The organism is Mediterraneibacter torques (assembly GCF_044591705.1).
Classification (GTDB): Bacteria; Bacillota; Clostridia; order Lachnospirales; family Lachnospiraceae; genus Mediterraneibacter; species Mediterraneibacter torques.
In genome coordinates, this window is sequence record NZ_CP172594.1 from 1,083,752 (window position 1) to 1,107,689 (window position 23,938).

Sequence of the window (23,938 nt, forward strand, 5' to 3'; positions counted from 1 at the left end):
GCTGTTATCCGGTCAAATCAACAGCACTATAAAAAATAAACCCGCCATAACTCCGAGACACCTGCCGACTTTTACCTTCGACGCCAGTTCCGCTCTAAGTTTCTCGATCTCCAGATCCATTTTATTCAAATACATTTCCATTGCACGATCTGATATATCTTTTTCAAAACTTCCGAGAAATGTTCCGGGTTCTTTTATAAGTATCTTATGCTCCTGTTTTAATCCCGGTATTTCCAAATACTTGTCCGTACATCTGTTCCATACCCTCGCAAACCCTGATAAGTCTCGACACTCCATTTCTTCCGCCGTTTTTTTCAGCCACCTTCGGTACGGTTCTTTCACACGGGCAGAGACGCCGAAAAAAATTTCAGGAAGAGGTGCGCAAGTATATTCTATCTCCCCCCTGATTAGTCCAAATACATATCGCAGATAAACCATGTTCCGTAAATATCTTTTCAATTCATTTCCATACACAACACCGGCTCCTGCAGTTGCAGATAATATAAGAATCCCTCCGATCACTTTCTGCACAAAACACTCCCCCGCTCATCATAAATCTCTTTTACTTTCCCCGGATGTCCGTCATTTCCAAGCACAATATACCGTTCAAACATTTTTCTGCGTATCATTTCCCCCAGAACCGGCTTTCTCGCCGCCTCCTCCATATCCATGCCATGTACACTGGCTATCAGTTTGCAGCCACACTGCATCGCATATTCAATAGCATGGATATCTTCTGCCGTACCGATTTCATCCACTGCCACGACCTGAGGAGACATCGAACGAATCAGCATGATCATTCCTTCTGCTTTCGGACAGCAGTCTAGAACGTCCGTGCGCATACCGAGATTGTTTTGCACAATCCCCATATAGCATCCTCCGATTTCCGAACGTTCGTCTACTACGCCGACCGAACAGCCTTTTACATATTCATTTCCATCTGATATCTGACGAATCAAATCTCTGAGAAGTGTTGTTTTTCCACAACGCGGAGGTGAAATGATCAATGTATGGCATACTTTTTTATTTTTCGTAATATATGGAATCAATTCATCGGCACAACCTATCACTTCGTGAGCGATTCTGATATTAAGCGATGATATGTACTGAATATTTTTTACTTTCCCACGGTCGACGATCACTTTTCCTGCAACTCCCACCCTATGTCCTCCTTCCAATGTCAGAAACCCCTGCCTTAACTCATTTTCATATGCATATAAAGAGTATCTGCTCATATATTCTATCGTCTCTTTTATTTCTTCCTTTGTAACAATATGTGCTCTTTCTTTTAACGGAAGTATCTGCTCTTCACCATCGATCATAACAGTAAGCGGCTGTCCGATCCTCATTCTTATTTCCTGAAGTGCTCCGCCTTCACGCAAAATATTTTCAATAATTATACGCACCGATCTGGCTAAAACTCCTGTCACATGTGATATTTTCTTCCCTGTTTTTTCCATCTTGTCCACCTCTTTACACAATATATGTACATCTCCCGAAAATATGAATCAAAAAAGTTTTTAAAATAACAAAAAGGCAACTATCCGATGTTTCTTACGAATAGTCACCTTTGTTCTTACGTCTTTTTTTATTTTCCTACAATTTTTCCTATATAATAAAAGCCTTTGCATTCATCAAGACTCACATCCGCAAACGTACCGATCATAGATTCATCTCCGGGGAAATGTACAAGCAGATTATTGCTCAGACGACCTGTCATCAACCTCTCGTCATGCTCATTGCAAGACTCTACAAGTACTCTTTGAACTGTTCCTTCATGCCTTGAGCACATTTTTGACGAAATCGTCTGTACTTCTTCAAGAAGACGTCCGAACCGGTCTTTTACAACATCATCCGATATCTGATCTTCCATAGCAGCCGCAGGCGTTCCTGTACGCTTAGAATAGATAAATGTGAACGCACTATCATATTGAACTTTACACACAACATCCAGCGTTTCCCGGAAATCTTCTTCCGTCTCTCCGGGAAAACCTACAATAATATCCGTTGTCAGTGAAATATCCGGTATTGCCTTTCTAAGCTTTTCCACAAGTTTAAGATAATGTTCTTTTGTATAACGTCTGTTCATTTTTTCTAATATGCGCGTGCTTCCCGACTGCACAGGAAGATGTAAATGACGACAGATTTTTTTTGACTGTGCCATCACTTCGATCAGTTCATCCGAAAGATCCTTTGGATGGGATGTCATAAAACGGATTCGTTCAATTTTATCAATCTTCTCGATTTCTCGAAGAAGCTGTGCAAACGTCATCGGATGCTCCAGTGTTTTCCCATAGGAATTGACATTTTGTCCAAGCAGCATTACTTCTACAACACCGTCCTCTGCCAGGCGCTCGATTTCCCTTATGATTGCCTTCGGATCCCTGCTTCTTTCACGACCTCTTACATAAGGAACGATACAATAACTGCAGAAATTATTACATCCGAACATAATATTAACTCCTGACTTGAACGGATACTTCCTTTCACTCGGCAGATCTTCTACTATCTTGTCGGTATCTTTCCATATATCGATCACCATTTTTCCTGAATTCATCCGTGAGACGATCAGCTCAGCGAATTTATATATATTATGCGTTCCGAAAATAATATCTACAAACCGATAACTTTTTTTCAGTTTTTCCACAACCTCCGGTTCCTGCATCATACATCCGCACAGAGCGATCATCATATGAGGATTCGTTTTTTTAATCCTGCCTAACTGTCCTAAACGACCGTACACACGTTGATTTGCATTTTCCCGAACAGTACACGTATTATAAATAACAAAATCTGCTTTTTCCTCATCCGGTTCTTCTACATATCCGATCTGTTCCAAAATACCAACCAGCTTTTCCGAATCTCTCGCATTCATCTGACAACCGAATGTTGTAACGCAAAATGTAAATTCTCTTTTTTCCTCTTCCTTAAGCTTTGTTAATTTTTCTTTCGCTTTCTCTATAAAATAATATTGTCTTTCCGGCTCTGTTACCGGAATATTTCTCTCTGCATCTGCTGTTATAAATGTTTTATTTTCCATAACTTCCTCTTATTCCACTCACACAAACTGATTACTGCCTGCATCATATGTATAATCGATCATCTCTAATTTACCGATCAATTCTTGTTTATCAACCTGCATATCTTCACACAACACATCCAGCGTCGAATAATAATCTCTTAATTTTGTATTTACAACACTTAAGAGCATCACCGGATCTCTTGGCAAGCCTGCCGACATGTGATCATCTCCTTTTCCGTAATAATATAATCTACAGGTACGTCATGCACTTCCGGAACAATCTGCTCCACACATTGAAAATCAAATGCCACTCCGACTTTTATGCAATCCGCCTGCTTCAAATATGAGTCATAATATCCTCCGCCATAGCCGATTCGGTTTCCCGCTCTGTCAAACACAACTCCGGGCACGATTACAAGCAGCTTGCTTCCACACTTTGGAATTTCCCGACACCATGATTCCGGTTCCGGTATCCCATGAAATCCCGCTTTTAAATCTGCCATACTGTGAATCAGGGCAAACTTCATTTTTTGCTTTCCGGTCACTTTCGGAACCGCAGCACATTTTCCTCTTCTAAGCGATTCTTCTATAATTTCTTCCGTAGGGACTTCACTTCCGAAAGACGCATAGCAGCATACTGTGCCGGCGTCTTCATACACCTTTGAAGAAAAAAGGCGCGCCGCGATGATGCGCCCCGCCTCTGCTCTTTCTTTTTCAGACATTGCGGCACGAAGCGCCGTCATCATTTTTCTAATGTCCCTTTTTGTTTCCATATTTTTCTCCGAGATTGATCACACTTCCGTCCTTTTCTTCAATGTCGATATTATTGAGCTGACTTCTTAAATTTCTCTTCACCGAGTCCATATATTCTGTCCTTAAAATCTTCTGTTCTTTTTTCTCTGCTTCAGTCAGGCCTTCCGCTTTCGATTTTCTGTATAATTCATTGATCCTTGCTATCTTCTGTTGATCCATTATAATCCCTTTCACTTTTTATCTTCTATCCATAATAACTTCTTATTTTACAGGTCTGTATTATACACTATTTCTTTGATTACGTCCATCGCCATTTTGCGGCTTTTATCATTCCGGCCTTTTCCGTTTTGCTTTTCAACTCGAATAATTTTCTAAAAAAGCATATAATTCTTCTGCAGTTGCAATTTGCTTTCCCTGTGCAATTTCCTGGCGCACTTCTTCCGGAAGATCTGACAGAGGTATTTCGGTAAATTCATAAATCGTTTTTTTATCTTCAAGATAAACGACGACAAATCCGTGAAGTTCCTTAAGATAAAACCCCTTTTTTGCTCCGCCTTTTACTGCCTCTCCTTCGGCCGCAATACTTTCCGTTTTTCCGATGCCGTCTGCCTTTTGTACATCTTCGTTTCTTTCACTCACCTTTTCCATATACTTGTCCATCGTATAATCATATGTCATTTTATATGCAAGCGTTATAAACAAGAAAAATGCCGCGCCCGCACACAAAAAGCCGATCCTGTATTTTGAGTTCATATAATCTACCCCTTTTCTATACAGTATCAGCTTTTTTCTTTTATTTATTCACTTATTTTTTTATTCTTCGCTTGGAGGCATCAATTTCAGCGCCTGACATCCTCTCAATATCCGTGTTCCCATCGGAAGCGCCTGAATATCTTTCTCCGAAAGAGCTCCTAATTTTAAAATAAGGACTCCATAAACAATAACTGCCACGATAATTGCCAAAACAGTCGGGATAACTCTTCCTCCGATCAGACGGTGAAGTCCGAAATGAACAGCATACGTTATAACACCCATAATCGCCGAAGCGATCAACGGCTTTACAAATGTTCTTCGTATATTGATTCTGAATCCGCATACCTGACGTATTTTTCTTTGATTTAAAACACACATAATAACAGCAAATACAATGTTGCTTCCTACGAGCGCATATACATTCAATTTAAACACTGTGAGCATTAAAACAAGCGCTCCCAGATGAACGACCAATGCCGCTGCCGCGTTTTTTGCCGGAGAAGATAAATAATTCAATCCTTGCAAAACTGCATTTGTAATTGTAGACCATCCGTACAAAATAATAACTACGGAACCTAACATTAAAAGCTGCGCCGGCACTTTTCCCGCATCATTATATAGAAGCACCATAAGCGGAGATGCCAGTACAAGAAATCCAACACAGCTTGGAAGCGTTATGATCGTTGTTAAACGAAGCGTCTGATCTATCTGATAATGTGTCTTTTTCCTGTTTCTTGCCATCACAACCGTTGTCAGTGCAGGAACGATCGATGTGCTAAGGGCATAAGGTATTGACATCGGCACGTTAATAAGCGGATCATATTTTCCGGTATAAATTCCCTGAAGAGCCATATACTCACTTTCTGTAAAACCTTGCGCATCCATAATATGATTAAAAACGGTAAGATCCAATATCTGGTTGATGTTGTAAATCGCCGTGCTGAAAATAACGGGAATTGCCGTCATAACGAGAATCTTCAAAATATGAGAATAACTTTCTTTTCCTTTTGTATGATCCCTTTGAATCTGACGGCGTATTCCGCCTTTAAATATCCAAAGAACAAACAACAAGAACAAAAGTCCCGCCGCGGCTCCGATTACTGTTCCAAGCGTACCTCCCGCCGCTCCATAAGCAGGACCTAACAGCTCTTCTCCCGCCTTCTCTCCCGCACGACTTCCCATTCCGAAAAGGACGCTTGCTCCGACAATACTGACAACTGCATTGATGATCTGTTCGATAATCTGCGATACCGCTGTCGGAACCATCGTTCCCAGTCCCTGAAAATATCCTCTTAAAACAGCCATAACAGCAACGATCAAAAGCCCCGGCGACAGCACTTTAAGTGCGTAAACACTGAAAGGCGCTTTCATCATATGTTCCGAAATCGCTCCTGCTCCGAGAAAGATCGCAAGAGATATAATAATTCCTACCGAAACAGCAAATATAAGGGAACATAAAAATACGCGGAACGCATTGCGCCTCTGTCCGACAGCCATCCTTACCGACACAAGTTTTGATACTGCTGTCGGAAGACTTAATGAAGAAAGCATCAATGCAATCGCATATACTTGATAAGCATATCCGTAAAAACCGTTTCCCTCATCCCCTAATATGTTTGTCAGCGGGATACGGTACACAACTCCGATAATCTTCGTGATCACAACCGCCACAGCCAGGATCGACCCTTGAGCGATGTAATCTTCTCCCCTTGTTTTTTTTCTTTGATTTGCCTGTGTATCCCCCATAGTTGTTCTCCTTTTATCCAATGATCCCGAACCTGAAAACATTTATCTTGTAATATTCACAAGTTCCATAATCTTTTTTTGATGCATCTCCATTTCTTTTCTTTCCACTTCTTCCATATGATCGTAACCAAATAAATGAAGCATGCTGTGCGCAATTAGAAATGCATATTCCCGAAGCAGCGAATGTCCGTATTCTTCTGCCTGTTCAAACACTTTATCTACAGAGATCACAATATCCCCAAGCATCAGCTCTCCTGTATCGGGATGAAACAGTCCGGCATCTTCATCCAAATGCGAAAAATCTCCCGGTGTCTCATAATCTGCCATAGGAAATGACAAAACATCCGTTGCCCGGTCAATCTGCCGCTGCATCCGGTTTATTTCTTTAATCTCTTCATCCGTTGTAAGAAGAAGACTGACCTCTGTTTCATAAGGACATTTCACATAATCAAGCGATGTTTCGATTACAAGCTCCGCAATTTTTCTTGCATCAAACGGCAGTTTTCTGTCTGTCTCTATTTCCATAAATAAACTCACGATTTTTTCCTCCTGCCGTTTTTCCCTTTCGGATTATTCTTTTTCTCATACTCTTCGTACGCACGGACAATCTTCTGCACAAGCGGATGGCGAACAACATCTTTACTTGTCAAACTGCAAATACTTACACCTTCCAGATCTTTTACAACCTTTACCGCTACATCCAAACCTGAAACCGTTCCTGCCGGAAGATCTTTCTGCGTAGAATCTCCCGTAATGACAACTTTTGATCCAAATCCGATTCTTGTCAAAAACATCTTCATCTGAGCCGGTGTCGTATTCTGAGCCTCGTCAAGAATAATAAATGCATTATCTAACGTTCTGCCTCGCATATATGCCAGAGGCGCAACTTCAATCAGACCTTTTTCTGAATTTTTCAAAAAACTTTCCGCTCCCATGATCTGATAAAGAGCATCATATAACGGACGCAAGTACGGATCGATCTTACTTTGAAGATCTCCCGGAAGAAATCCCAGTTTTTCTCCTGCCTCGATTGCCGGTCTTGTCAATATGATCCTGTTTACCTCATTGCGTTTAAATGCTGTAATCGCCATTGCCATTGCCAAATATGTTTTTCCTGTTCCTGCCGGACCAAGTCCGAATGTGATCATTCCTTCCCTTATAGAATCTACATATTTTTTCTGTCCGAGAGTTTTAGGCTTGATCGGTTTTCCCTGCAGAGTATGACAGATCAGATCCCGGTCAATTTCCACTATTCCCTCCTCCTGATCTTCAAAAACAAGTGAAATTGCATAATCCACATTCTGTTCCGTAATAGTATTTCCACGCCGTGATAATTCCAAAAGCTGAGTGAGAACACGATGCGTTTTTTCCGCAGCCGTATTTTCTCCTACAATCTTCATACTTCCGTCTCTTGCAATCAATGTGACATGAAATGTTCTCTCTAGTTTCTTTGCATAAGCATCAAACTGCCCAAACACGTTTGCCTCGTGCTCTGCAGGTATATCAATCATCAGTTCCGACAGACTCATCTGTTTCTTTCCTTTCGATCGTTATTATTTCTGTATCTGCCTCTTGTGTAATCCTCTCATTCAAAAAAAGAGTACCCATTGCTTTGGCAGATTTTTCATACAGATGTATTTTAACACTATTTTCTCTTATTTGAATACCTTTTTTCTGTAAATCTTTACAAAATCGCTCAAAATCTTTACTGAGAACCGCCCTCATCTCTTCCTTTGTATATATCTTTTCACGCAAGTGATAAGAACGGACGGTTTCCATCCCATATGAAAAAGGAAGATAAAAATTTTTTCCTGCTTTTACTCCGTATTCTTTTGATATAAATTCACAGCGGTTCGGTTTCATTTTTACACTTCCAAAGGAAACCCGGGTATCTTTAACTTTCACATAAAAACGATGTTTTTCTTTTTTATCATATACTTTTTCCTCATATGAAGCCGATAATTCATCTTCGTACTCCATCTGTGTATCCGCAAAAATGTCTGCATCGGCATGACAGTATTTATAGCCGATCACTTCCTTACTGTCGTTTACGATCTCCACTCGTCCGCTGACAAGAATATCTCCTTTTTTTACTGTATCACCGACATGAACTTGAGGCGTTCCTGTTCTTGTCACAATTTTTGTGATCACCCCATCTGAAGACGCGACAAGATCTACAGCGTTCTCATCTTTCTTTTTTTCTTCCTTCTCGAAAGAATCTTCATTTTCTTTAATTTGAATTTTTAGTCTGCTTCCGTCCAGTGATGCGGATACCCATACAACGTCATCATATTGCGTCCTGATCTCTTTTACGATTTTTCGGCAGTCTGCCTCTTTTTTTAGCATCCCCGCAAACACACCTTTCTCTCTTAAAAAAGACGACAACGCTTCATCCGTTCGCGTCTCATTCCCCGTAAAATGAATATCCCATATAAACATTGAATAAATCTGCAGTAAAAAAATACAGATAATAAAACCGGCAAAAAATAACTTTCGCTTCCGATTATTATAAAGAGAAAACGGAAATCCATATTTCTCTTTCACCCTTACTTTTGTATGCGTCTTTTTCGCAAAAGGTCTGATCCTTTTAAAATCTCGTACACTCATACAAAGTTCATAGCAGTGATCTTCATAGGCCAATCCCCAGATTAAAATATGGTGATAGGAACACAGATTCAAAAAACGCTCAGGAGAATATCCCTGAATCTGTATTTTTACATACCCCCGCAGATATCGCATTCCATTTTCAATCATCGGAGATTCCTCCCCTCCTGAAATTCAATCAAATTGATCGAACCGGTAATCTTCATTTCGTCATTCGTATAAAACTCTATTTCCAAACAACTTCCTTTTAACTGTATCTGTCCGTGTTTTGTTCTTATACGTACGAGAGTGTCTGTATACTCCGTGATCCCGCTGTAATTTTCAATACACACTTCCGACATTCCCAGAACTGTAACAACCGAAGCTCCCATAATAACATCTTTCGGCATACTTGCAGCCGATGCCAATTTCTTTTTAATCTGTTCTTTTTCCATATAAAAAATGCCACACATACGCCTTTTATAACAAGTATATGTGCGGCACTTTCTGTCCTATTCTTCTTTATTTCCGTTGATCGGCAATCAATAATCGAGACATGCTCTCTCTGTCACAAACGGCCTTACATATGTATCGGCAACAGCTACATGAGCCGGGTGTTTTGCGTAAACAGAAATATCTTCTTCCTTCTCAAACGTACTGACTAAAGCCATATCATGAGTGCTCGATCCGAACGGACAAGCAACAAACTCAAGAGTCAAAAGTCCGGGGATTTTTCCTACAAGAGCTGTAAGATTTTCTTCCATAGCTTTTTTTAATTCTTCTTTTTTATTTTCTTCTATTTCCGGTTTGAATTTCCACATAACAATATGATGTACCATTTTTCTACCTCTTTCTTAATATTTTCCTGCTTTTTATGTATCTTGTATTTTTTTGTTCTCCATTGTTTGCAGCGCTTTCTTGAATCGTACTGTAAACAAGATCGCCGTAAACGTCACAGCCAGCAGATCTGCCGCCGGTTCTGCAAGGTAAACAGCCATCGTTTTATTTGACGAAAACAGCAGCGGCATTATGTAAATCAGTGGAAGGAGCAAAATAAACTTACGCATCACGGCAACCACAATAGACTCTACAGCTCTTCCGAGTGCATTAAACGTCATCTGACACGCCATCTGAATTCCGAAAATCAGCATAACCGCCATATAAATACGAAGCGCCGGACGGGTAAATACGATCAAATCGGCTTCTGTCGTAAACATTCCTGCAAACACATCCGGGAAAAGCATAACCGCTCCCCATAAAATTGTCGAATAACAAAGACTTACTTTTAACAAGAGCTTAAACGCACTTTTTACACGCCCTGCATTCCCCGCTCCGTAATTATAACTGATGATCGGCTGCGCACCCTGTCCGAGGCCTTGAAGGGGAAGCAGTGCAAACTGCATAACACTTGTCAAAATCGCCATCGCGCTTACTGCCATATCTCCTCCGTAACTTTGTAAAGAAGCGTTAAAGCAAACAGAAATCACACTTTCGCTCGCCTGCATAACGAACGTCGCCGCTCCCAATGCCAGACACGGAAAAATAATTTTCGGGCGAAGGAGCAAATTTTCTTTTCGGATCTTCAGCATCGTTTTCCTTCCCATTAGGAAAGAGATTACCCAAATACAGGACAATGCCTGCGATATAATCGTGGCAAGAGCCGCTCCTTTGACACCCATTCCGAATCCAAATATAAAGATCGGATCAAGTATGATATTGGAAATCGCACCGATCAATACAGACAACATTCCCGTCTTTGCGAATCCCTGCGCTGTAATAAACGCATTCATGCCAAGTGTAAGTTCTACAAAGATCGTACCGACTGCATAAATGTTCATATAGCTGACTGCATACTCGATTGATTTTCTGCTCGCGCCAAACAGCATAAGCAGATCTCTGCTCCATATAAGCAGCACTGCTGTCAGGATTGCAGATATTATTATCTGCATTGCAAAACAGTTTCCCAATATCTTTTCGGCTGTTTCATTGTCTTTCTTTCCCATATAAATCGACACCCGCGGAGACCCGCCATAGCCGACGAGGGCCGCAAACGCCGAAACAAGCATAATCAAAGGCATACATACTCCGACTCCCGCGAGAGCGGAAACTCCTACATTTGGGATATGTCCGATATAAATCCTGTCAACAAGATTATACAGCATATTGATCATTTGCGCCGCAACTGTCGGAAGCGCCAGTTTTAAAAGCAGTTTTCCGATCGGTTCTTTTCCTAAAAACGCTTTATCCTGTTCCATTTTTTAGCTCCTGTCTTTTCCGTTATTTGTTTTTAACCATAAAGAACATTATAATTCTTAAAATTCAAGTGTCAAGCTAAAAAATATCATATACACATCTACAAAAAATATCATATACACATCTACACATCATTTCCATATGAAAACAATTACAAAAATTTAATCCCCGCTCCGTCTTTGATATGCTCCCCCTCCTCGATAAACAGTTTTATTATTTTAACTGTCTACCTAGAAGGGGACATATCACTTTCAACGAAACGGGGATTTTTTCTGCCTCTTATGTTTCACTTATGAAATCTGATTCACGATATCTTTTATAACGAATCAATTTTACCACACACATATCTTAAGATTTTCCGCAGATCTTTTATATCTACCTTATCGTCTTTTTCCACATCAGCCGCAAGCTCCTGCATCTCGTTCAATTCTATCTTCTGACATATGCTGCGCAATACTACACGAACATCTCCGATCGCGACATTTCCATCCAAGTCCACATCACCTTTTTTGTAGTCGGAAGTATCTGCCACAAAAGTGCATCCGTTTTTCTTCGCAAACTCTTCTGCATATGTACCTCTGTTTCCGTAAACCGTAACCTGCTTCAAATTCACTCCGTTAAACGCATCCGCCTCAATAGATTCAAGACTGTCCGGAAGATATAATTCTTTAATGCCTGTACAATAGTTGAATACATATGGCATAACCGTCGTAATACCTTCCTCCAGTTCTATCTTCGTAATATTTGATCTTGAATCAAATGTTGTATTATCAAGCACAACCGTTCCCGGTACTTTCACTTCTGTTTTTGCTTCCGGAATTGTCAAAAGCAACGTTTTCTCTTTGTTATATATACAGCCGTCATAGGAAGAATACTTACTGTTTCCCTCTTCCACATGAATATCTTTCAGCTTCTCGCATACAAAAGTCTCTTTCTCATCATACTTTTCCGTCTCTTTCGGAAGTGTAAAACTCTCATCTGTCCTTGCAGCAGGATAACATAAGATCTCTTTTAAATCTTTTGTAAAAAGCACCCCATCCACGGAAGCATAAGCCGTATTTTCTTCTGCCACACGAATCTCCTGTAAAGAAACCGCATTAGATACGAGCTGTGTATCGATATGGGTAACTCTTTTTGAAATATCTAATGTTTTCAGCGTACTGTTAAAAATGTCGGATGACACAGATACAATATCCAAATCATTAAATTTTTCCGGTATCTTCACCTCTGTTATTCCGTCTTTTACTCCCACTACAGCAATACCGTTTGAAAACCCGATCTGCGTATTATTTGCTCCTTCCAAACGAACCTGCACAAGATCCTGCGTTTTATGAGAACCCGAAAAATCTTTTACATCCGGAGCAAAATAGTAGTTAGGATTGGAAACTCCCCATGTAGTATCAGAATAAAACCATTTTCCATCCGCATATACGAGATTCCATGCATGACCTTGTCCGCCTGCCCAGCCGATAACATAAATTGCCGGAATACCTGCCGCATTAAGCATCGCTTTATACAGATTTGAATAACCTCCGCACACAGCCACTTTCTTCGTAAACACATCATACGGAGCAAGTCCGATATCTGTATCATTTGATCCTGCATACCGTACGTTTTTTGTAATCCAATCATAAATAAGTCTTGCTTTTTTATAATCTTCCGTCTCTCCTTTTACGATCTGATCGTCAACAAATGTTTTGATCTCCTGTGCCTGTGCATCGTTCATCGGAGCCAGAGACTGATCCCATGTTTTAAAATCATCTTTATTACAATACTTAAGCAGATCCAACGCAGCCTGATCATACTCCAAGTTTTCCTGGTTTTTCTGCTCTGCCTTTAAATCATAAACTACGGGACTGTCCTCAACTGCATATACCGGCACTGATGTAACCGCTACCGAAACTACCGCCGTAAATGCCAAAACACCTGCTTTTATCCGTCTTGCTTTTTTCATATTCTTTTTCCTCTTCTGCACATATCATTACATTGCAACATTCTTTTACAAGATATCATATTTTTTTGTGCATTTCAACATTTTTATGCTCTTTTCTTTCTGTATTTTAGGCTGTTTTTGCACCTGATCTTTTGGCATTCCTTTCTTCATCCGGCAATATATCCGATCCCTCATCTCTCTTTACAGATATTATTCAGCAATGTTTTTATATCTTTGAGCTGTTCACCGGAATACAGTTTTCTGTCAATATACATATTAGGCGACGTCCTGCACTGTTTCAGGCAATTTCGTGTCCGCAATTCAAATCGTCCATCAGATGAAATCCCGTCTTTTTTGATTCCCAGCTCTCGTCTGAGATTTTGAAGGATCGTCATTCCATCTTTCTTTCCGCACCTCTCGCCTGTGCATGCAATAATTTCATGAGCCTGCTTCGCCTCTTTTATACTCGGATACATTTTGATTAAACAATTTAAAAATTTATCCGTAATTTCTGTCGTCTCTATAACCCGCACCTTCAATTCCGGCGTAATGCACCCCTCTGCTTCCTGAAGCTCACGCAACAATGCAATAACCATCTCCTGACTGCTCTTATCCCGTTGTTTCCCATAGTAGGCAAAAATTTCTTCTATTTGTTCCGACATTTTCTTCCTCACCTCGTATTATAAAGTAGTAGTATTTATAGACCCTCTCCAAGGTCTGTATGCTATTTCCATCATAACCATTCTTTACCTTTTCTACAGGTATGGTTATGATATATAAGATGCTGTGGACTGGTGTTTCCTCTCTACCACTTTGATGGTTTCAGAAAGTGTCCAGCCACAGTCTCTTTGCTTGATTGTTAATCAGTTAGATACCGCATGACGGTTTATTTAGAACGAGTTCACAACTGCGAAGAGCAACTGTGGTTCTAAAACAGTGTCAAATATATTCAAAGGAGATTTGCCATGATTTATATTGGTATTGATGTTGCAAAAGACAAACACGATTGTTTTATCACAAACTCAGAAGGAGAAGTGCTTTTTAACGCATTTACTATTCCAAACAATGCGGATGGTTTCCATGACCTCTTTCAAAAGATTTCTTCCTTAACAAATGATTTTTCTAACGTAAAAGTAGGACTGGAAGCTACCGGACACTACAATTACAATCTGTTAGGTTTTCTCATTGATAAAGGTCTCCCCACCTTTGTCATCAACCCTTTGCATACCAATCTGTTTCGTAAAAGTCTTAGCCTTAGACAGACAAAAACCGATAAAGTGGATGCCCATACGATTGCTCTTATGATGATGTCTGGAGTAAACTTACAGTCCTACTCAAACACATCTTATCACAACGAAGAGCTTAAGTCATTAACCAGATACAGGTTTGATAAAGTACAAGAACGAGCAAAACTGAAAACTTCTATCTCACGCCTTGTTAACATCCTTTTCCCTGAACTGGAAAAACTTGTTCCTAGTCTTCACATGGTTTCTATATACGCACTCTTAGCCGAGTTTCCTTCTTCTGCTCAGATTGCTTCATGCCATCTGACTCGCCTCACAAATCTGCCGGCGAATGCTTCTAAGGGACACTACAATAAGGAAAAAGCCATAGAAATCCGAAATGCCGCCAAACATTCCATCGGTTCAAATATGCCTGCAAAATCTCTTGAACTAAAGCACACAATTCGGCTTATTCAGGAATTAACTTCTGAGATTGATGAAATAGAATGCTCCATTAAATCCATTATGGACGAAATCCGCTCTCCAATTCTTTCCATCCCCGGTATCAATTACCGAATGGGTGCGATGATCATTGCTGAGATTGGCGACTTCAACCGTTTTAGTTCCCCTGACAAGATACTTGCCTATGCAGGACTTTCTCCCTCTACTTACCAATCAGGTCAGCTTGACGGCTGTTATTCTCACATGGAAAAGCGTGGTTCCCGTTACCTCCGCTATGCGCTGTTTAATGCGACAAAATTTGTCTGCATTTGGGATAATCAGTTCTCTGCTTATCTTGCAAAGAAGCGTTCCGAAGGCAAACACTATAATGTTGCCATATCCCATGCTGCCAAGAAACTGGTCAGGGTTATTTACCAACTAGAAAAGTCAGGGCAGCTTTATCATAGAGCAGCATAAAATTTAACTTCATATCTCCTTTTAGAGCACCTGCAAAGATGCTCTTATTGTCATGCAGTTTTCAAGGTTCAAATATATCTGAAAAGCATTTCTGCAATTTACTCAAAAAATCTTCATTTTAACCTTGACTTTTAATAGTTAGACTTTCTTTAAAATTTTATCCTCTCATACATCATCTGTTTTCTCATTATTCATTTTTCTTGAATATCCCGCCACAATAAGCACGCAGTGCGGTTTTATGAATGGCGCGAACCGAACTGCTACAAGGCTTCCATAACAATCGGATATTTTTTATTGACAAAGTATGTGTCCGCTAGTATAATGCCTCGTTGACTATCAGAAATTCAATCGAGGTGAATAACAGCATGACATTTTATCAAGAACTTCAGCTTAATCAGGCGGGATCAAAATCCCTTATTAAAAATTGTAAAACGCCAAAAGAAAAACTACATCATCTTTTTATTTATATCTTTAAAGTTTTTATAAATGTAGCATTCTGTGTTGCGTTTGTTACTGCATACAGTATGATTTTCGGAAATGATAACAGTATCGTAGGCGTTGTAATCCTTCTCTGTATTCTTGTATTCCGAAATGTCGATTTGGGCATCCATGCTCCTCAAAGCCTTTTGTCACTTTCCGCTATTTTCCTTATTCTTACATTCGGACCGAAAGCGGCTAATCTGTTGGGAGCATTCGGAGGACTTCTTATAAACTTTGTATGCATATGGATTCTTATGGTACTGGGATGCCACAACGTAATTTATTACAATCATTCAACCCTTGTGCTCGGATATCTTCTTCTCTTTGGATATGATGCATCCGGAAGCGCCTATACAATGCGCCTTTTTGCCATGTTATTCGGATTTATACTGACAGGAGTCGTTTTCTGGCGCAATCATAGAAAGAAAACATATAAACGCGGACTGCGTGATCTTTTTAACGAATTTAATCTTCATTCTTCCAGAAGCCGTTGGCAGCTTTTAATGGCTTCTGCCGTTTCAAGCGTAATTTTTATCGCCTCGATCTTAAATCTTCCAAGAGCGATGTGGGCAGGAATCGCCGCAATGTCCGTCCTGCTTCCGTTTCGAACAGATATTAAGAAGCATGTATGCGGGCGTATTCCCGGGAATCTGCTCGGAGGACTGATCTTTTTCCTTATTTTTCCTCATCTTCCTGCCGGGCTTTACAGTGTAGTCGGTATCGTCGGAGGCATCGGAGTCGGATTTTCCGCAAGCTATGGATGGCAGGCTGTATTTAATTCTTTGGGAGCAATGATGATTGCCGTCAGTGTCATCGGTTTTCCGCAAGCCGTATTTTTCAGAATCGCTCAAAACATTTTCGGGTCTTTGTACGCTCTTTGTTTTGAAAAAATATTTCACACTGTAACAGAACGAAAACTTGAATCAAAAATATAATTTTCCGTTTGTTATTTATGGTACGGCTCTGCGTTTATGATTCGATAACTTCTATATATCTGTTCCAGCAAAATCACTCTCATCAACTGATGTGGGAAGGTCATCTTGGAAAAACTAAGAGCATAATCAGATCTTGCAAGCACAGTTTTTCCAAGACCGATCGAACCGCCGATTATAAATGCAATACTGCTTTTCCCTTGTATCCCGAGTTTTTCAATCTTTGCAGAAAGTTCTTCCGATGAAAGCATTGCTCCTCCGATTTCCAGAGTGATCACATACATATCATCTTTTATAACTTTTAAAATACGTTCTCCCTCTTTTGTTCGTATCGCTTCTTCTACTGTTTCGCTCGCCTGATCCGGCGTTTTCTCATCCGCAACTTCTACGATAGTCAATTTGCAATATTTACTCAGTCTTTTTGAATATTCCGCGATCGCATCTTTTAAATATTTTTCTTTTATCTTTCCTACAGTGATCAATGTAATCTTCATCTTTTTTGTTTATTCCCCATAAATCAATATAACCTTCGTTTTTTCTTCTTATTCTTCGTACACATACAATTCGTGAAGAGCCCGTGTCGCACTGATATACAATGCCTGTTTTTCAAACGGATTTTCTTTTTTACTTTTTACGACAAAAACTTGATCAAATTCAAGTCCTTTCGCCAGATAATATGTTGTCACAGTCAAACCTTTATGAAATACCGACGTATCCCTGTCTACATAAAAAGCAGATATTCCGCGATTTTCCAAAAGTCTGTAAATATCTGATGCTTCTTCTTCGGTCATGGCTATGACAGCAGCCGTCTCATATACTTCTTCATTCACGACATCATCTGTATGATCAGTTTTTTCTTCTTTTTCAAGCTTTAAATTTGCTCTGACAGCCTCAAACATTTCCTCGTCAGTTTTGAATTTTCTTTCTGCCACATCTTTCCCATGTCTGTCCAAAAATTCAATATCTTTCACATTCGCGATCTTACCGGCATAATCTGCGATTTCTCTCGTATTGCGGTAACTCTTATTCAGAATAACGGTTCTTATATTTTTCCCAAATACTTTAGGAAGGAATTTTAAAACATCCTGTTGTTCTTTTCCCAAAGTCTGGGCACGATCTCCGAGTATTGTCATTTTACAGTCAAACAGTTCCTTCAAGATAAGATACTGCAAATAAGAGTAGTCCTGCATCTCATCAATTACAAGATGCTTAATATTTTTATGCTCATTCTTTCCTGTCAGTCTGTATTTTACATACAGCATCGGAAATACATCTTCGTATTGGATTTTCCTTCGTTCATAAGGCAGTTCTGCCATTTGTTCCTGCCCGCATACCGCAAGCAGTTTATTGTAAATAGCATAAATATCTTTCGTTACATACATTTTGTCAAACTTTCTCTGAAGAAATTCTCTGTCTTCCTCTTCAATATTTCTGCCTTTTAACGTCTCATAAGAATCAATAAAATATTCCATAACCGCATCCATTCTTTTCAGAAGCGGTATCTGATAAAACTTATCGTAAAACAAATGAATGATTTCTTCTTCCGAAAAACGCATCCCCCTGAACTCCACCTCTCGAAATTCCATCAGCTCATCTTCAAGTACCGCGAAAAAACCTTCTGCCTCGCCTACAAATCCCGCCGACTGTTTCCACTCAAAACGTTCCTGCGCTCTTCGATCATCAAACTTCATCATACGTTCTAACTGATCATATCTATCCTCACAGTCTGCCGCCGTGTCCTGAAGTTCTTTATAAGCGAAGAGATCAAAACTCATTTCTTTTATATTTTCCTCGCCAAGTTCCGGAAGAATATGAGAAATATAATCTGCAAACACACTGTTTGGTGAAAGAATCAATATATTCGATGATTTTAAATTTTTCCTGTCGTGATAAAGCAAGTAAGCGATCCGGTGAAGGGCGATCGAAGTCTTTCCGCTTCCCGCTGCGCCTTGTATGACAAGAATTTTATCCTTCGTATTTCGGATGATTGCATTTTGTTCTTTCTGAATCGTTCGAACAATATTTTTCAGTTTGACATCTCCGTTGTTTCCAAGCTCATGCTTTAAGATCTCATCGTCAATCTTAACATCGCTTTCAAACCCATATATCATCTTGCCGCCGCGTATTTTATACTGCCATTTTGAAACAACCTCTCCTTTGATCACTCCTGATGGCGCTTCGTAAAATGCCTCACCTTTATCAAAGTCATAAAACAGACTGCTCACAGGAGCCCTCCAGTCATAAATAAGAGGCGTCATTCCCGCACGCTCTCCGAAATTTCCGATACCGATATAAAACGGTTCTTCCTCTTCTTCTGCTTCAAACAGGAAATCTACCCTTCCGAAAAACGGAGAATCAATCATTTTTTCAAGTCTTTTCATCAACTTTGACTTATCTCTGTTTGCATTTACCTGCTGTAAGAGCGCCTGCTGATTGTCATAGTCCTCATATCCGTACTGATCCATTTCCGTATAATTTTCCCAGTAATATTCATGCATATTTTCAATTTCTTTTAATCCCTGATTAAGATCTTTTTGAATTTCTGCCAACCGGTCGTTTAGCTTTCTATTCACATCTTTCAGAAAAAGTTTTCCGTCAAACTGCCTGTTATCTGCTTCCATCTGATTCTCCAGTCTGTCTTTTCTTTGATTTTATTTTCAGCGTTTCAAACAAGTCAGTTGTTCTTTTTCTTCCTTACTGACTCTGTAAGATTCTCTGATTTTTTGTATTGCTTTATTATGTGTAAAATCATCCAACGTATCCTTCTCAAGAAAAGCCCTTGTCTTTTCCGGAAATTTTACGTAACATACCGAAAGCGCCCATGCATTTCCCATTTTCACATAATATCCGTCATGATCTATCTTTCCGCAAATAGTGAGTATTTCATCAATATGTTCCTTATCCAGAAAATGAGACATAAGTGAAACAATCATAAAACGAAGTTCAAACTCGTTCTTACTTTCTGCATATTTTTTCACATAGTCAAACCAAAAATCTGATTCTTTCTGCATAAATTTATAACTTGTCACACAGCTGTCGCACACTGCCCAGTTATTGATTTTAGGAACAAACTCATCCAAATGCCTTTCCACTTCACTTCTATCCGCTTTTATATAAGCGATAACAAGCCCCCATACCATAAACTCTTCGTGATATGAAGCCTCTCCAAGCATTGTCCCTGCCTCATTCAAATATTCGCTGTAATTGCTTTTTGCAGTTTCCTTCGCAATTTTTCTTAAAGCCGGAAGGCGCACTCCTATGATATGTTTTACTCCGGGAAGGAGTTTCTCATTAAATTGTTTATAATTTTCTTCTGTAAGATCTTCTAATTGTTCCCTTATCTTCCAGATTTTTTTCTCTTCTGCTATCATGTGATTCTCCAAAATGCCGACTAAATGCAAAGTCTTTTTTGCTTACTTTTCCATTCATTTAAAAAGTATTAAGAAAGCTCCCTCTCCAAACCCGGAAAGAGAGCCCCTTTTTATTGCTTTTTATTGCTTTTTACTTTTCTTTATTTTTCAAATACTCATCAATTCCTTTTGCTCCGGCCTTTCCTGCTCCCATTGCAAGTATAACCGTAGCGGCACCTGTAACAGCATCGCCGCCTGCAAACACACCTTCTTTTGATGTCTGTCCGTTTTCCTCATCGGCAACGATACACTTTCTGCGGTTTACATCCAAACCTTTTGTCGTAGATGAAATTAACGGATTCGGTGAAGTTCCTAAAGACATGATTACAGTATCGACTTCAATATCGTACTCTGAGCCTTCAATCTCTACAGGTCTTCTTCTTCCGGAAGCGTCCGGTTCTCCAAGTTCCATCTTTACAACTGTCATACTTGTAATATTTCCGTTATCATCTACATTAATCTTTTTCGGATTTGTCAAAAGATCAAAAATTACGCCTTCTTCCTTTGCATGGTGAACTTCCTCAACTCTCGCCGGAAGTTCCGCTTCGCTTCTTCTGTACACAATATGTACTTCTGCGCCAAGACGAAGTGCTGTTCTTGCAGCATCCATCGCTACATTTCCTCCGCCTACTACAGCAACTTTCTTGCCGGCAGCAATAGGTGTATCGTAAGAATCATCAAATGCTTTCATCAGATTACTTCTCGTAAGGTATTCATTTGCAGAGAATACTTCGTTTGCATTCTCACCCGGAATTCCCATAAACATCGGAAGTCCTGCTCCGGACCCAATAAAGACCGCTTCAAATCCTTCCTCTTCCATAAGCTGATCGATCGTTGTGGATTTTCCGATCACAACATTTGTCTCAAATTTTACGCCAAGTTCTTTTACTTTCTCTATCTCTTTCGCAACAATCTTCTGTTTTGGCAGACGGAACTCCGGAATTCCGTATACAAGCACTCCGCCGAGCTCATGAAGCGCCTCAAATACAGTCACATCATATCCAAGCTTTGCAAGATCTCCCGCACATGTAAGACCCGACGGCCCGGAACCGATTACAGCAACTTTGTGTCCGTTCTTCTCTTCTGCACCGACAGGTTTAATATCATGATCCAACGCATAATCCGCAACAAATCTTTCAAGTTTTCCGATTGAAACCGGCTCACCTTTAATTCCGCGGATACACTTTCCTTCACACTGCGATTCCTGTGGACATACTCGTCCGCAAATTGCCGGAAGCGCACTTGATTTTCCGATCACTTTATATGCTTCTTCGATGTTTCCTTCTTTCACTTCCTGAATAAATGCAGGAATATCAATAGAAACCGGACAGCCCTGAATACACTTTGCATTCTTACAGTTCAAACATCTGGAAGCTTCTTCCATCGCCTCTTCCATATTATAACCAAGACAAACTTCTTCAAAATTTGTTGCTCGTACTTTTGCATCCTGTTCTCTGACAGGAACTTTTTTCAATACATCTGCCATTACTCGTCACCTCCGCAATGTCCGCATCCTCCATGATGGGTATCACCTTCCTGAAGCTTCAGTAAGGCGCGCCCTTCTGCAGTTTTATACATCTGGCTTCTCTTCATCGCCTGATCAAAATCTACAAGATGTCCGTCAAACTCCGGTCCGTCTACACATGCAAATTTGATTTCATCTCCAACCTGAAGACGGCATGCTCCGCACATTCCCGTTCCGTCTACCATGATCGGATTCATGCTGACGATTGTAGGAAGTTCAAGTTTTTTCGTCAAAATACAGACAAATTTCATCATGATCATCGGTCCGATGGCAACACAGACATCATACTTTTTGCCTTCATTTACAAGTTTTTCGATCATTGTCGTAACCATTCCGGCATGTCCGTACGTACCGTCGTCCGTACACGGGTAATAATTTCCCGCAACTGCTTTCATCTCATCTTCCAGAATCAACATATCTTTTGTCTTAGCACCGACAATCACATCAGCTTCTATACCATGCTCTTTGAGCCATTTCACCTGCGGATACACCGGAGCCGCTCCGACACCGCCTGCTACAAACAGCATTTTTTTATTTTTTAAAGTTTCGAGATCTTCATGAACAAACTCAGAAGCGCACCCAAGCGGTCCTGTAAAATCACGGAAATAATCTCCCTCTTTCAAAGTTCCCATCTTTGTCGTAGAAGCGCCCACTTCCTGAACGACGATCGTGATAGTCCCCGCTTCTCTGTCGTAGTCACAGATAGTCAGAGGAATACGCTCGCCTTTCTCATCCATCTTTACAATCACAAACTGACCCGGCTCACAATGACTCGCAACACGCGGCGCGTGCACATCCATCAAAAAGATCTTGTCTGCCAGTTTTTCTGCTTTCATTATCTTATACATGGTCTTCCTCCTTGAAAATTTCACTCTTAACTATAATACGCCAAAATCCACTCTATGGCAAGTTCAAATCTCCGTAAGTGCCAAAAGACTCCATTACAAAAAGCCGCTGTCACGATACTTCTATCAAGACAGCGACTTTACAGTTCACACCTGCCAACCGTTTTTGTGTAAAATCACTATTTAAAAGGTTGATATCACTTTATTGTTTATCAATTACCAGTGTATTTTTGTGTTAAATTTTAGAAGTCAATTTCTGTTCCGTAATATGTACATGTGAACAGTTTCTCCATAGCTGCCGGGTCGATCGCTCTCGGGTTAGATCCTGTACATGCATCTCCTACCGCAAGCTCGGAAATCTTAGCAATCTTCTCTTTGAATTCTTCTTCATTGATACCGAAATCTTTCAATGTTTTCGGTATGTTCAGTTTTGCGTTGAATTCATCGATTTTAGCTACAAGGCTGTTAATAAGAGCCTTTTCGGAATTTCCTTCCAGTCCCATTCTACGCGCGATCTCTGCATAACGTTTTGCCGCTACAGAATCTTTTGCATTGTACTGGATAACATACGGAAGATAAATCGCATTTGCACATCCATGCGGAATATGACCTGTGGAGAAAGCTGCGCCTGTCTTATGTGCCATAGAATGTACGATTCCAAGAAGTGCGTTTGAAAATGCCATTCCTGCCAGACACTGTGCGTAATGCATCTGTTCTCTTGCATCCATATTGCAGTTATATGATGCCGGAAGATAATCCAATACCATCTCGATCGCCTGCAGCGCCAATGGATCTGTAAACGGTCCGTTTAATGTGGAAACATATGCTTCAATCGCATGTGTCAGCGCATCCATACCTGTATATGCAACCTGTTTTACCGGAAGACCTGCGACAAGATCCGGATCGACAATCGCAACATCCGGAGTGATATTAAAGTCAGCCAACGGATATTTTACGCCTGTCTGATAGTTTGTAATGACAGAAAACGCCGTAACTTCAGTCGCTGTTCCCGATGTAGACGGAATTGCACAGAATTTTGCTTTCTGTCTCAGCTCCGGAAAGTTAAACGGTGTACATAATTCTTCAAATGTTGTATCCGGGTACTCATAAAATGCCCACATTGCCTTTGCCGCATCAATCGGTGAGCCTCCACCCATAGATACAATCCAGTCCGGCTCAAATGCTCTCATGGCTTCTGCGCCTTTCATAACTGTCTCAACTGACGGATCCGGTTCTACGCCTTCAAACAACTGCACTTCCATTCCCGCTTCTTTTAAATATCCAACTGCTCTGTCAAGAAATCCCTGACGTTTCATAGATCCTCCGCCTACTACGAGGATTGCTTTTTTTCCTTTCAGGTTTTTCAACTCTTCAAGACATCCTTTTCCATGATAAATGTCTCTTGGTAAACAAAATCTGCTCATTTCCGACATCTCCTTTATTTGAATATTGTTATTTTCTTAACATAAATATTATAACTCTTTTAATTCAAAAAAACAACCCTGAATTTGTAAAAATTGCATAAAACATATGTAACTTTCACATAATATCACGGTTGTTTT

Annotated in this window: 24 protein-coding genes; 2 read left to right on the forward strand and 22 right to left on the reverse strand. The window is 40.2% G+C overall.

What is annotated here, in order from left to right; all coding sequences use genetic code 11:
• Nucleotides 1–12: 12 nt before the first annotated feature.
• The 16 genes from ACH9UM_RS04970 to ACH9UM_RS05045 all read right to left on the reverse strand — a co-directional run bounded on the left by ACH9UM_RS04970 (nt 13) and on the right by ACH9UM_RS05045 (nt 13,705).
• Nucleotides 13–531 carry a stage III sporulation protein AB gene (locus ACH9UM_RS04970; RefSeq protein ID WP_009242165.1) on the reverse strand — a complete coding sequence of 173 codons (519 nt, stop codon included), beginning with the start codon at nt 529–531 and terminating at the stop codon, nt 13–15.
• Nucleotides 519–1,460, reverse strand: a complete 942-nt coding sequence (gene spoIIIAA, locus ACH9UM_RS04975) for a stage III sporulation protein AA (RefSeq protein ID WP_004847822.1) — start codon at nt 1,458–1,460, stop codon at nt 519–521. The genes ACH9UM_RS04970 and spoIIIAA overlap by 13 nt, the downstream gene beginning before the upstream one ends.
• A gap of 128 nt (nt 1,461–1,588) precedes the next feature.
• Entirely contained in the window at nt 1,589–3,040 is a 1,452-nt protein-coding gene (miaB, locus tag ACH9UM_RS04980) for a tRNA (N6-isopentenyl adenosine(37)-C2)-methylthiotransferase MiaB (RefSeq protein WP_004847823.1), read from the reverse strand.
• A gap of 18 nt (nt 3,041–3,058) precedes the next feature.
• A complete protein-coding gene (locus tag ACH9UM_RS04985; protein ID WP_009242169.1) occupies nt 3,059–3,241 on the reverse strand; it encodes a DUF4250 domain-containing protein in 183 nt (60 codons plus the stop codon).
• Nucleotides 3,211–3,795 (reverse strand): 5-formyltetrahydrofolate cyclo-ligase, encoded by a 585-nt coding sequence (locus ACH9UM_RS04990; RefSeq protein WP_004847825.1) that lies wholly within the window; start codon nt 3,793–3,795, stop codon nt 3,211–3,213. Before ACH9UM_RS04990 ends, ACH9UM_RS04985 begins: the two co-directional genes overlap by 31 nt.
• Nucleotides 3,773–3,994 carry a DUF896 domain-containing protein gene (locus ACH9UM_RS04995; protein ID WP_004847826.1) on the reverse strand — a complete coding sequence of 74 codons (222 nt, stop codon included), beginning with the start codon at nt 3,992–3,994 and terminating at the stop codon, nt 3,773–3,775. The genes ACH9UM_RS04990 and ACH9UM_RS04995 overlap by 23 nt, the downstream gene beginning before the upstream one ends.
• 135 nt (nt 3,995–4,129) lie before the next feature.
• Nucleotides 4,130–4,528: a hypothetical protein gene (locus ACH9UM_RS05000; protein WP_004847827.1), complete on the reverse strand. Its 399-nt coding sequence runs from the start codon at nt 4,526–4,528 to the stop codon at nt 4,130–4,132.
• A 60-nt stretch (nt 4,529–4,588) separates the two neighbouring features.
• Entirely contained in the window at nt 4,589–6,274 is a 1,686-nt protein-coding gene (locus ACH9UM_RS05005; RefSeq protein WP_009242171.1) for a polysaccharide biosynthesis protein, read from the reverse strand.
• 42 nt (nt 6,275–6,316) lie between these two features.
• Nucleotides 6,317–6,811, reverse strand: coding sequence for an rRNA maturation RNase YbeY (ybeY, locus tag ACH9UM_RS05010; protein ID WP_009242172.1), 495 nt, complete (start codon nt 6,809–6,811; stop codon nt 6,317–6,319).
• Nucleotides 6,808–7,803: a PhoH family protein gene (locus tag ACH9UM_RS05015; protein WP_009242173.1), complete on the reverse strand. Its 996-nt coding sequence runs from the start codon at nt 7,801–7,803 to the stop codon at nt 6,808–6,810. Before ACH9UM_RS05015 ends, ybeY begins: the two co-directional genes overlap by 4 nt.
• Nucleotides 7,778–9,028 (reverse strand): sporulation protein YqfD, encoded by a 1,251-nt coding sequence (locus tag ACH9UM_RS05020; protein WP_009319801.1) that lies wholly within the window; start codon nt 9,026–9,028, stop codon nt 7,778–7,780. The genes ACH9UM_RS05015 and ACH9UM_RS05020 overlap by 26 nt, the downstream gene beginning before the upstream one ends.
• Nucleotides 9,025–9,312, reverse strand: a complete 288-nt coding sequence (locus ACH9UM_RS05025; RefSeq protein ID WP_009242176.1) for a YabP/YqfC family sporulation protein — start codon at nt 9,310–9,312, stop codon at nt 9,025–9,027. The genes ACH9UM_RS05020 and ACH9UM_RS05025 overlap by 4 nt, the downstream gene beginning before the upstream one ends.
• A gap of 87 nt (nt 9,313–9,399) precedes the next feature.
• Complete coding sequence (locus ACH9UM_RS05030; protein WP_004847834.1) at nt 9,400–9,696, reverse strand: Dabb family protein; 297 nt, start codon at nt 9,694–9,696, stop codon at nt 9,400–9,402.
• Nucleotides 9,697–9,729: 33 nt separating this feature from the next.
• Nucleotides 9,730–11,112, reverse strand: a complete 1,383-nt coding sequence (locus ACH9UM_RS05035; protein ID WP_022003007.1) for an MATE family efflux transporter — start codon at nt 11,110–11,112, stop codon at nt 9,730–9,732.
• 314 nt (nt 11,113–11,426) lie between these two features.
• Nucleotides 11,427–13,064, reverse strand: coding sequence for a transglutaminase domain-containing protein (locus tag ACH9UM_RS05040; RefSeq protein ID WP_004847836.1), 1,638 nt, complete (start codon nt 13,062–13,064; stop codon nt 11,427–11,429).
• A 170-nt stretch (nt 13,065–13,234) separates the two neighbouring features.
• Nucleotides 13,235–13,705 carry an NAD(P)H-dependent oxidoreductase subunit E gene (locus ACH9UM_RS05045; RefSeq protein ID WP_009242179.1) on the reverse strand — a complete coding sequence of 157 codons (471 nt, stop codon included), beginning with the start codon at nt 13,703–13,705 and terminating at the stop codon, nt 13,235–13,237.
• A gap of 303 nt (nt 13,706–14,008) precedes the next feature.
• Here ACH9UM_RS05045 and ACH9UM_RS05050 point away from each other — a divergent pair, with 303 nt between their 5' ends.
• Together ACH9UM_RS05050 and ACH9UM_RS05055 are read left to right on the forward strand one after the other, a co-directional pair.
• Nucleotides 14,009–15,184 (forward strand): IS110 family transposase, encoded by a 1,176-nt coding sequence (locus ACH9UM_RS05050; protein ID WP_238094972.1) that lies wholly within the window; start codon nt 14,009–14,011, stop codon nt 15,182–15,184.
• A gap of 365 nt (nt 15,185–15,549) precedes the next feature.
• Complete coding sequence (locus ACH9UM_RS05055) at nt 15,550–16,599, forward strand: FUSC family protein (protein WP_004847813.1); 1,050 nt, start codon at nt 15,550–15,552, stop codon at nt 16,597–16,599.
• A gap of 11 nt (nt 16,600–16,610) precedes the next feature.
• On the opposite strand, the gene rlmH is transcribed toward ACH9UM_RS05055, so the two are convergent.
• The 6 genes from rlmH to ACH9UM_RS05085 form a co-directional block, all read right to left on the reverse strand.
• Nucleotides 16,611–17,090 (reverse strand): 23S rRNA (pseudouridine(1915)-N(3))-methyltransferase RlmH, encoded by a 480-nt coding sequence (gene rlmH, locus ACH9UM_RS05060; RefSeq protein WP_004847812.1) that lies wholly within the window; start codon nt 17,088–17,090, stop codon nt 16,611–16,613.
• Between the two features lie 48 nt (nt 17,091–17,138).
• Entirely contained in the window at nt 17,139–19,217 is a 2,079-nt protein-coding gene (locus ACH9UM_RS05065; RefSeq protein ID WP_004847811.1) for a UvrD-helicase domain-containing protein, read from the reverse strand.
• 36 nt (nt 19,218–19,253) lie between these two features.
• Nucleotides 19,254–19,967, reverse strand: coding sequence for a DNA alkylation repair protein (locus tag ACH9UM_RS05070; RefSeq protein ID WP_004847810.1), 714 nt, complete (start codon nt 19,965–19,967; stop codon nt 19,254–19,256).
• Nucleotides 19,968–20,097: 130 nt separating this feature from the next.
• The gene (gene gltA, locus ACH9UM_RS05075) at nt 20,098–21,492 is read right to left on the reverse strand and encodes an NADPH-dependent glutamate synthase (protein WP_004847808.1); all 1,395 of its coding nucleotides are present in this window, start codon (nt 21,490–21,492) and stop codon (nt 20,098–20,100) included.
• Nucleotides 21,492–22,379: a sulfide/dihydroorotate dehydrogenase-like FAD/NAD-binding protein gene (locus ACH9UM_RS05080; RefSeq protein WP_004847807.1), complete on the reverse strand. Its 888-nt coding sequence runs from the start codon at nt 22,377–22,379 to the stop codon at nt 21,492–21,494. The genes gltA and ACH9UM_RS05080 overlap by 1 nt, the downstream gene beginning before the upstream one ends.
• A gap of 239 nt (nt 22,380–22,618) precedes the next feature.
• Nucleotides 22,619–23,800, reverse strand: coding sequence for an iron-containing alcohol dehydrogenase (locus tag ACH9UM_RS05085; RefSeq protein WP_400092159.1), 1,182 nt, complete (start codon nt 23,798–23,800; stop codon nt 22,619–22,621).
• Nucleotides 23,801–23,938 lie beyond the last annotated feature (138 nt).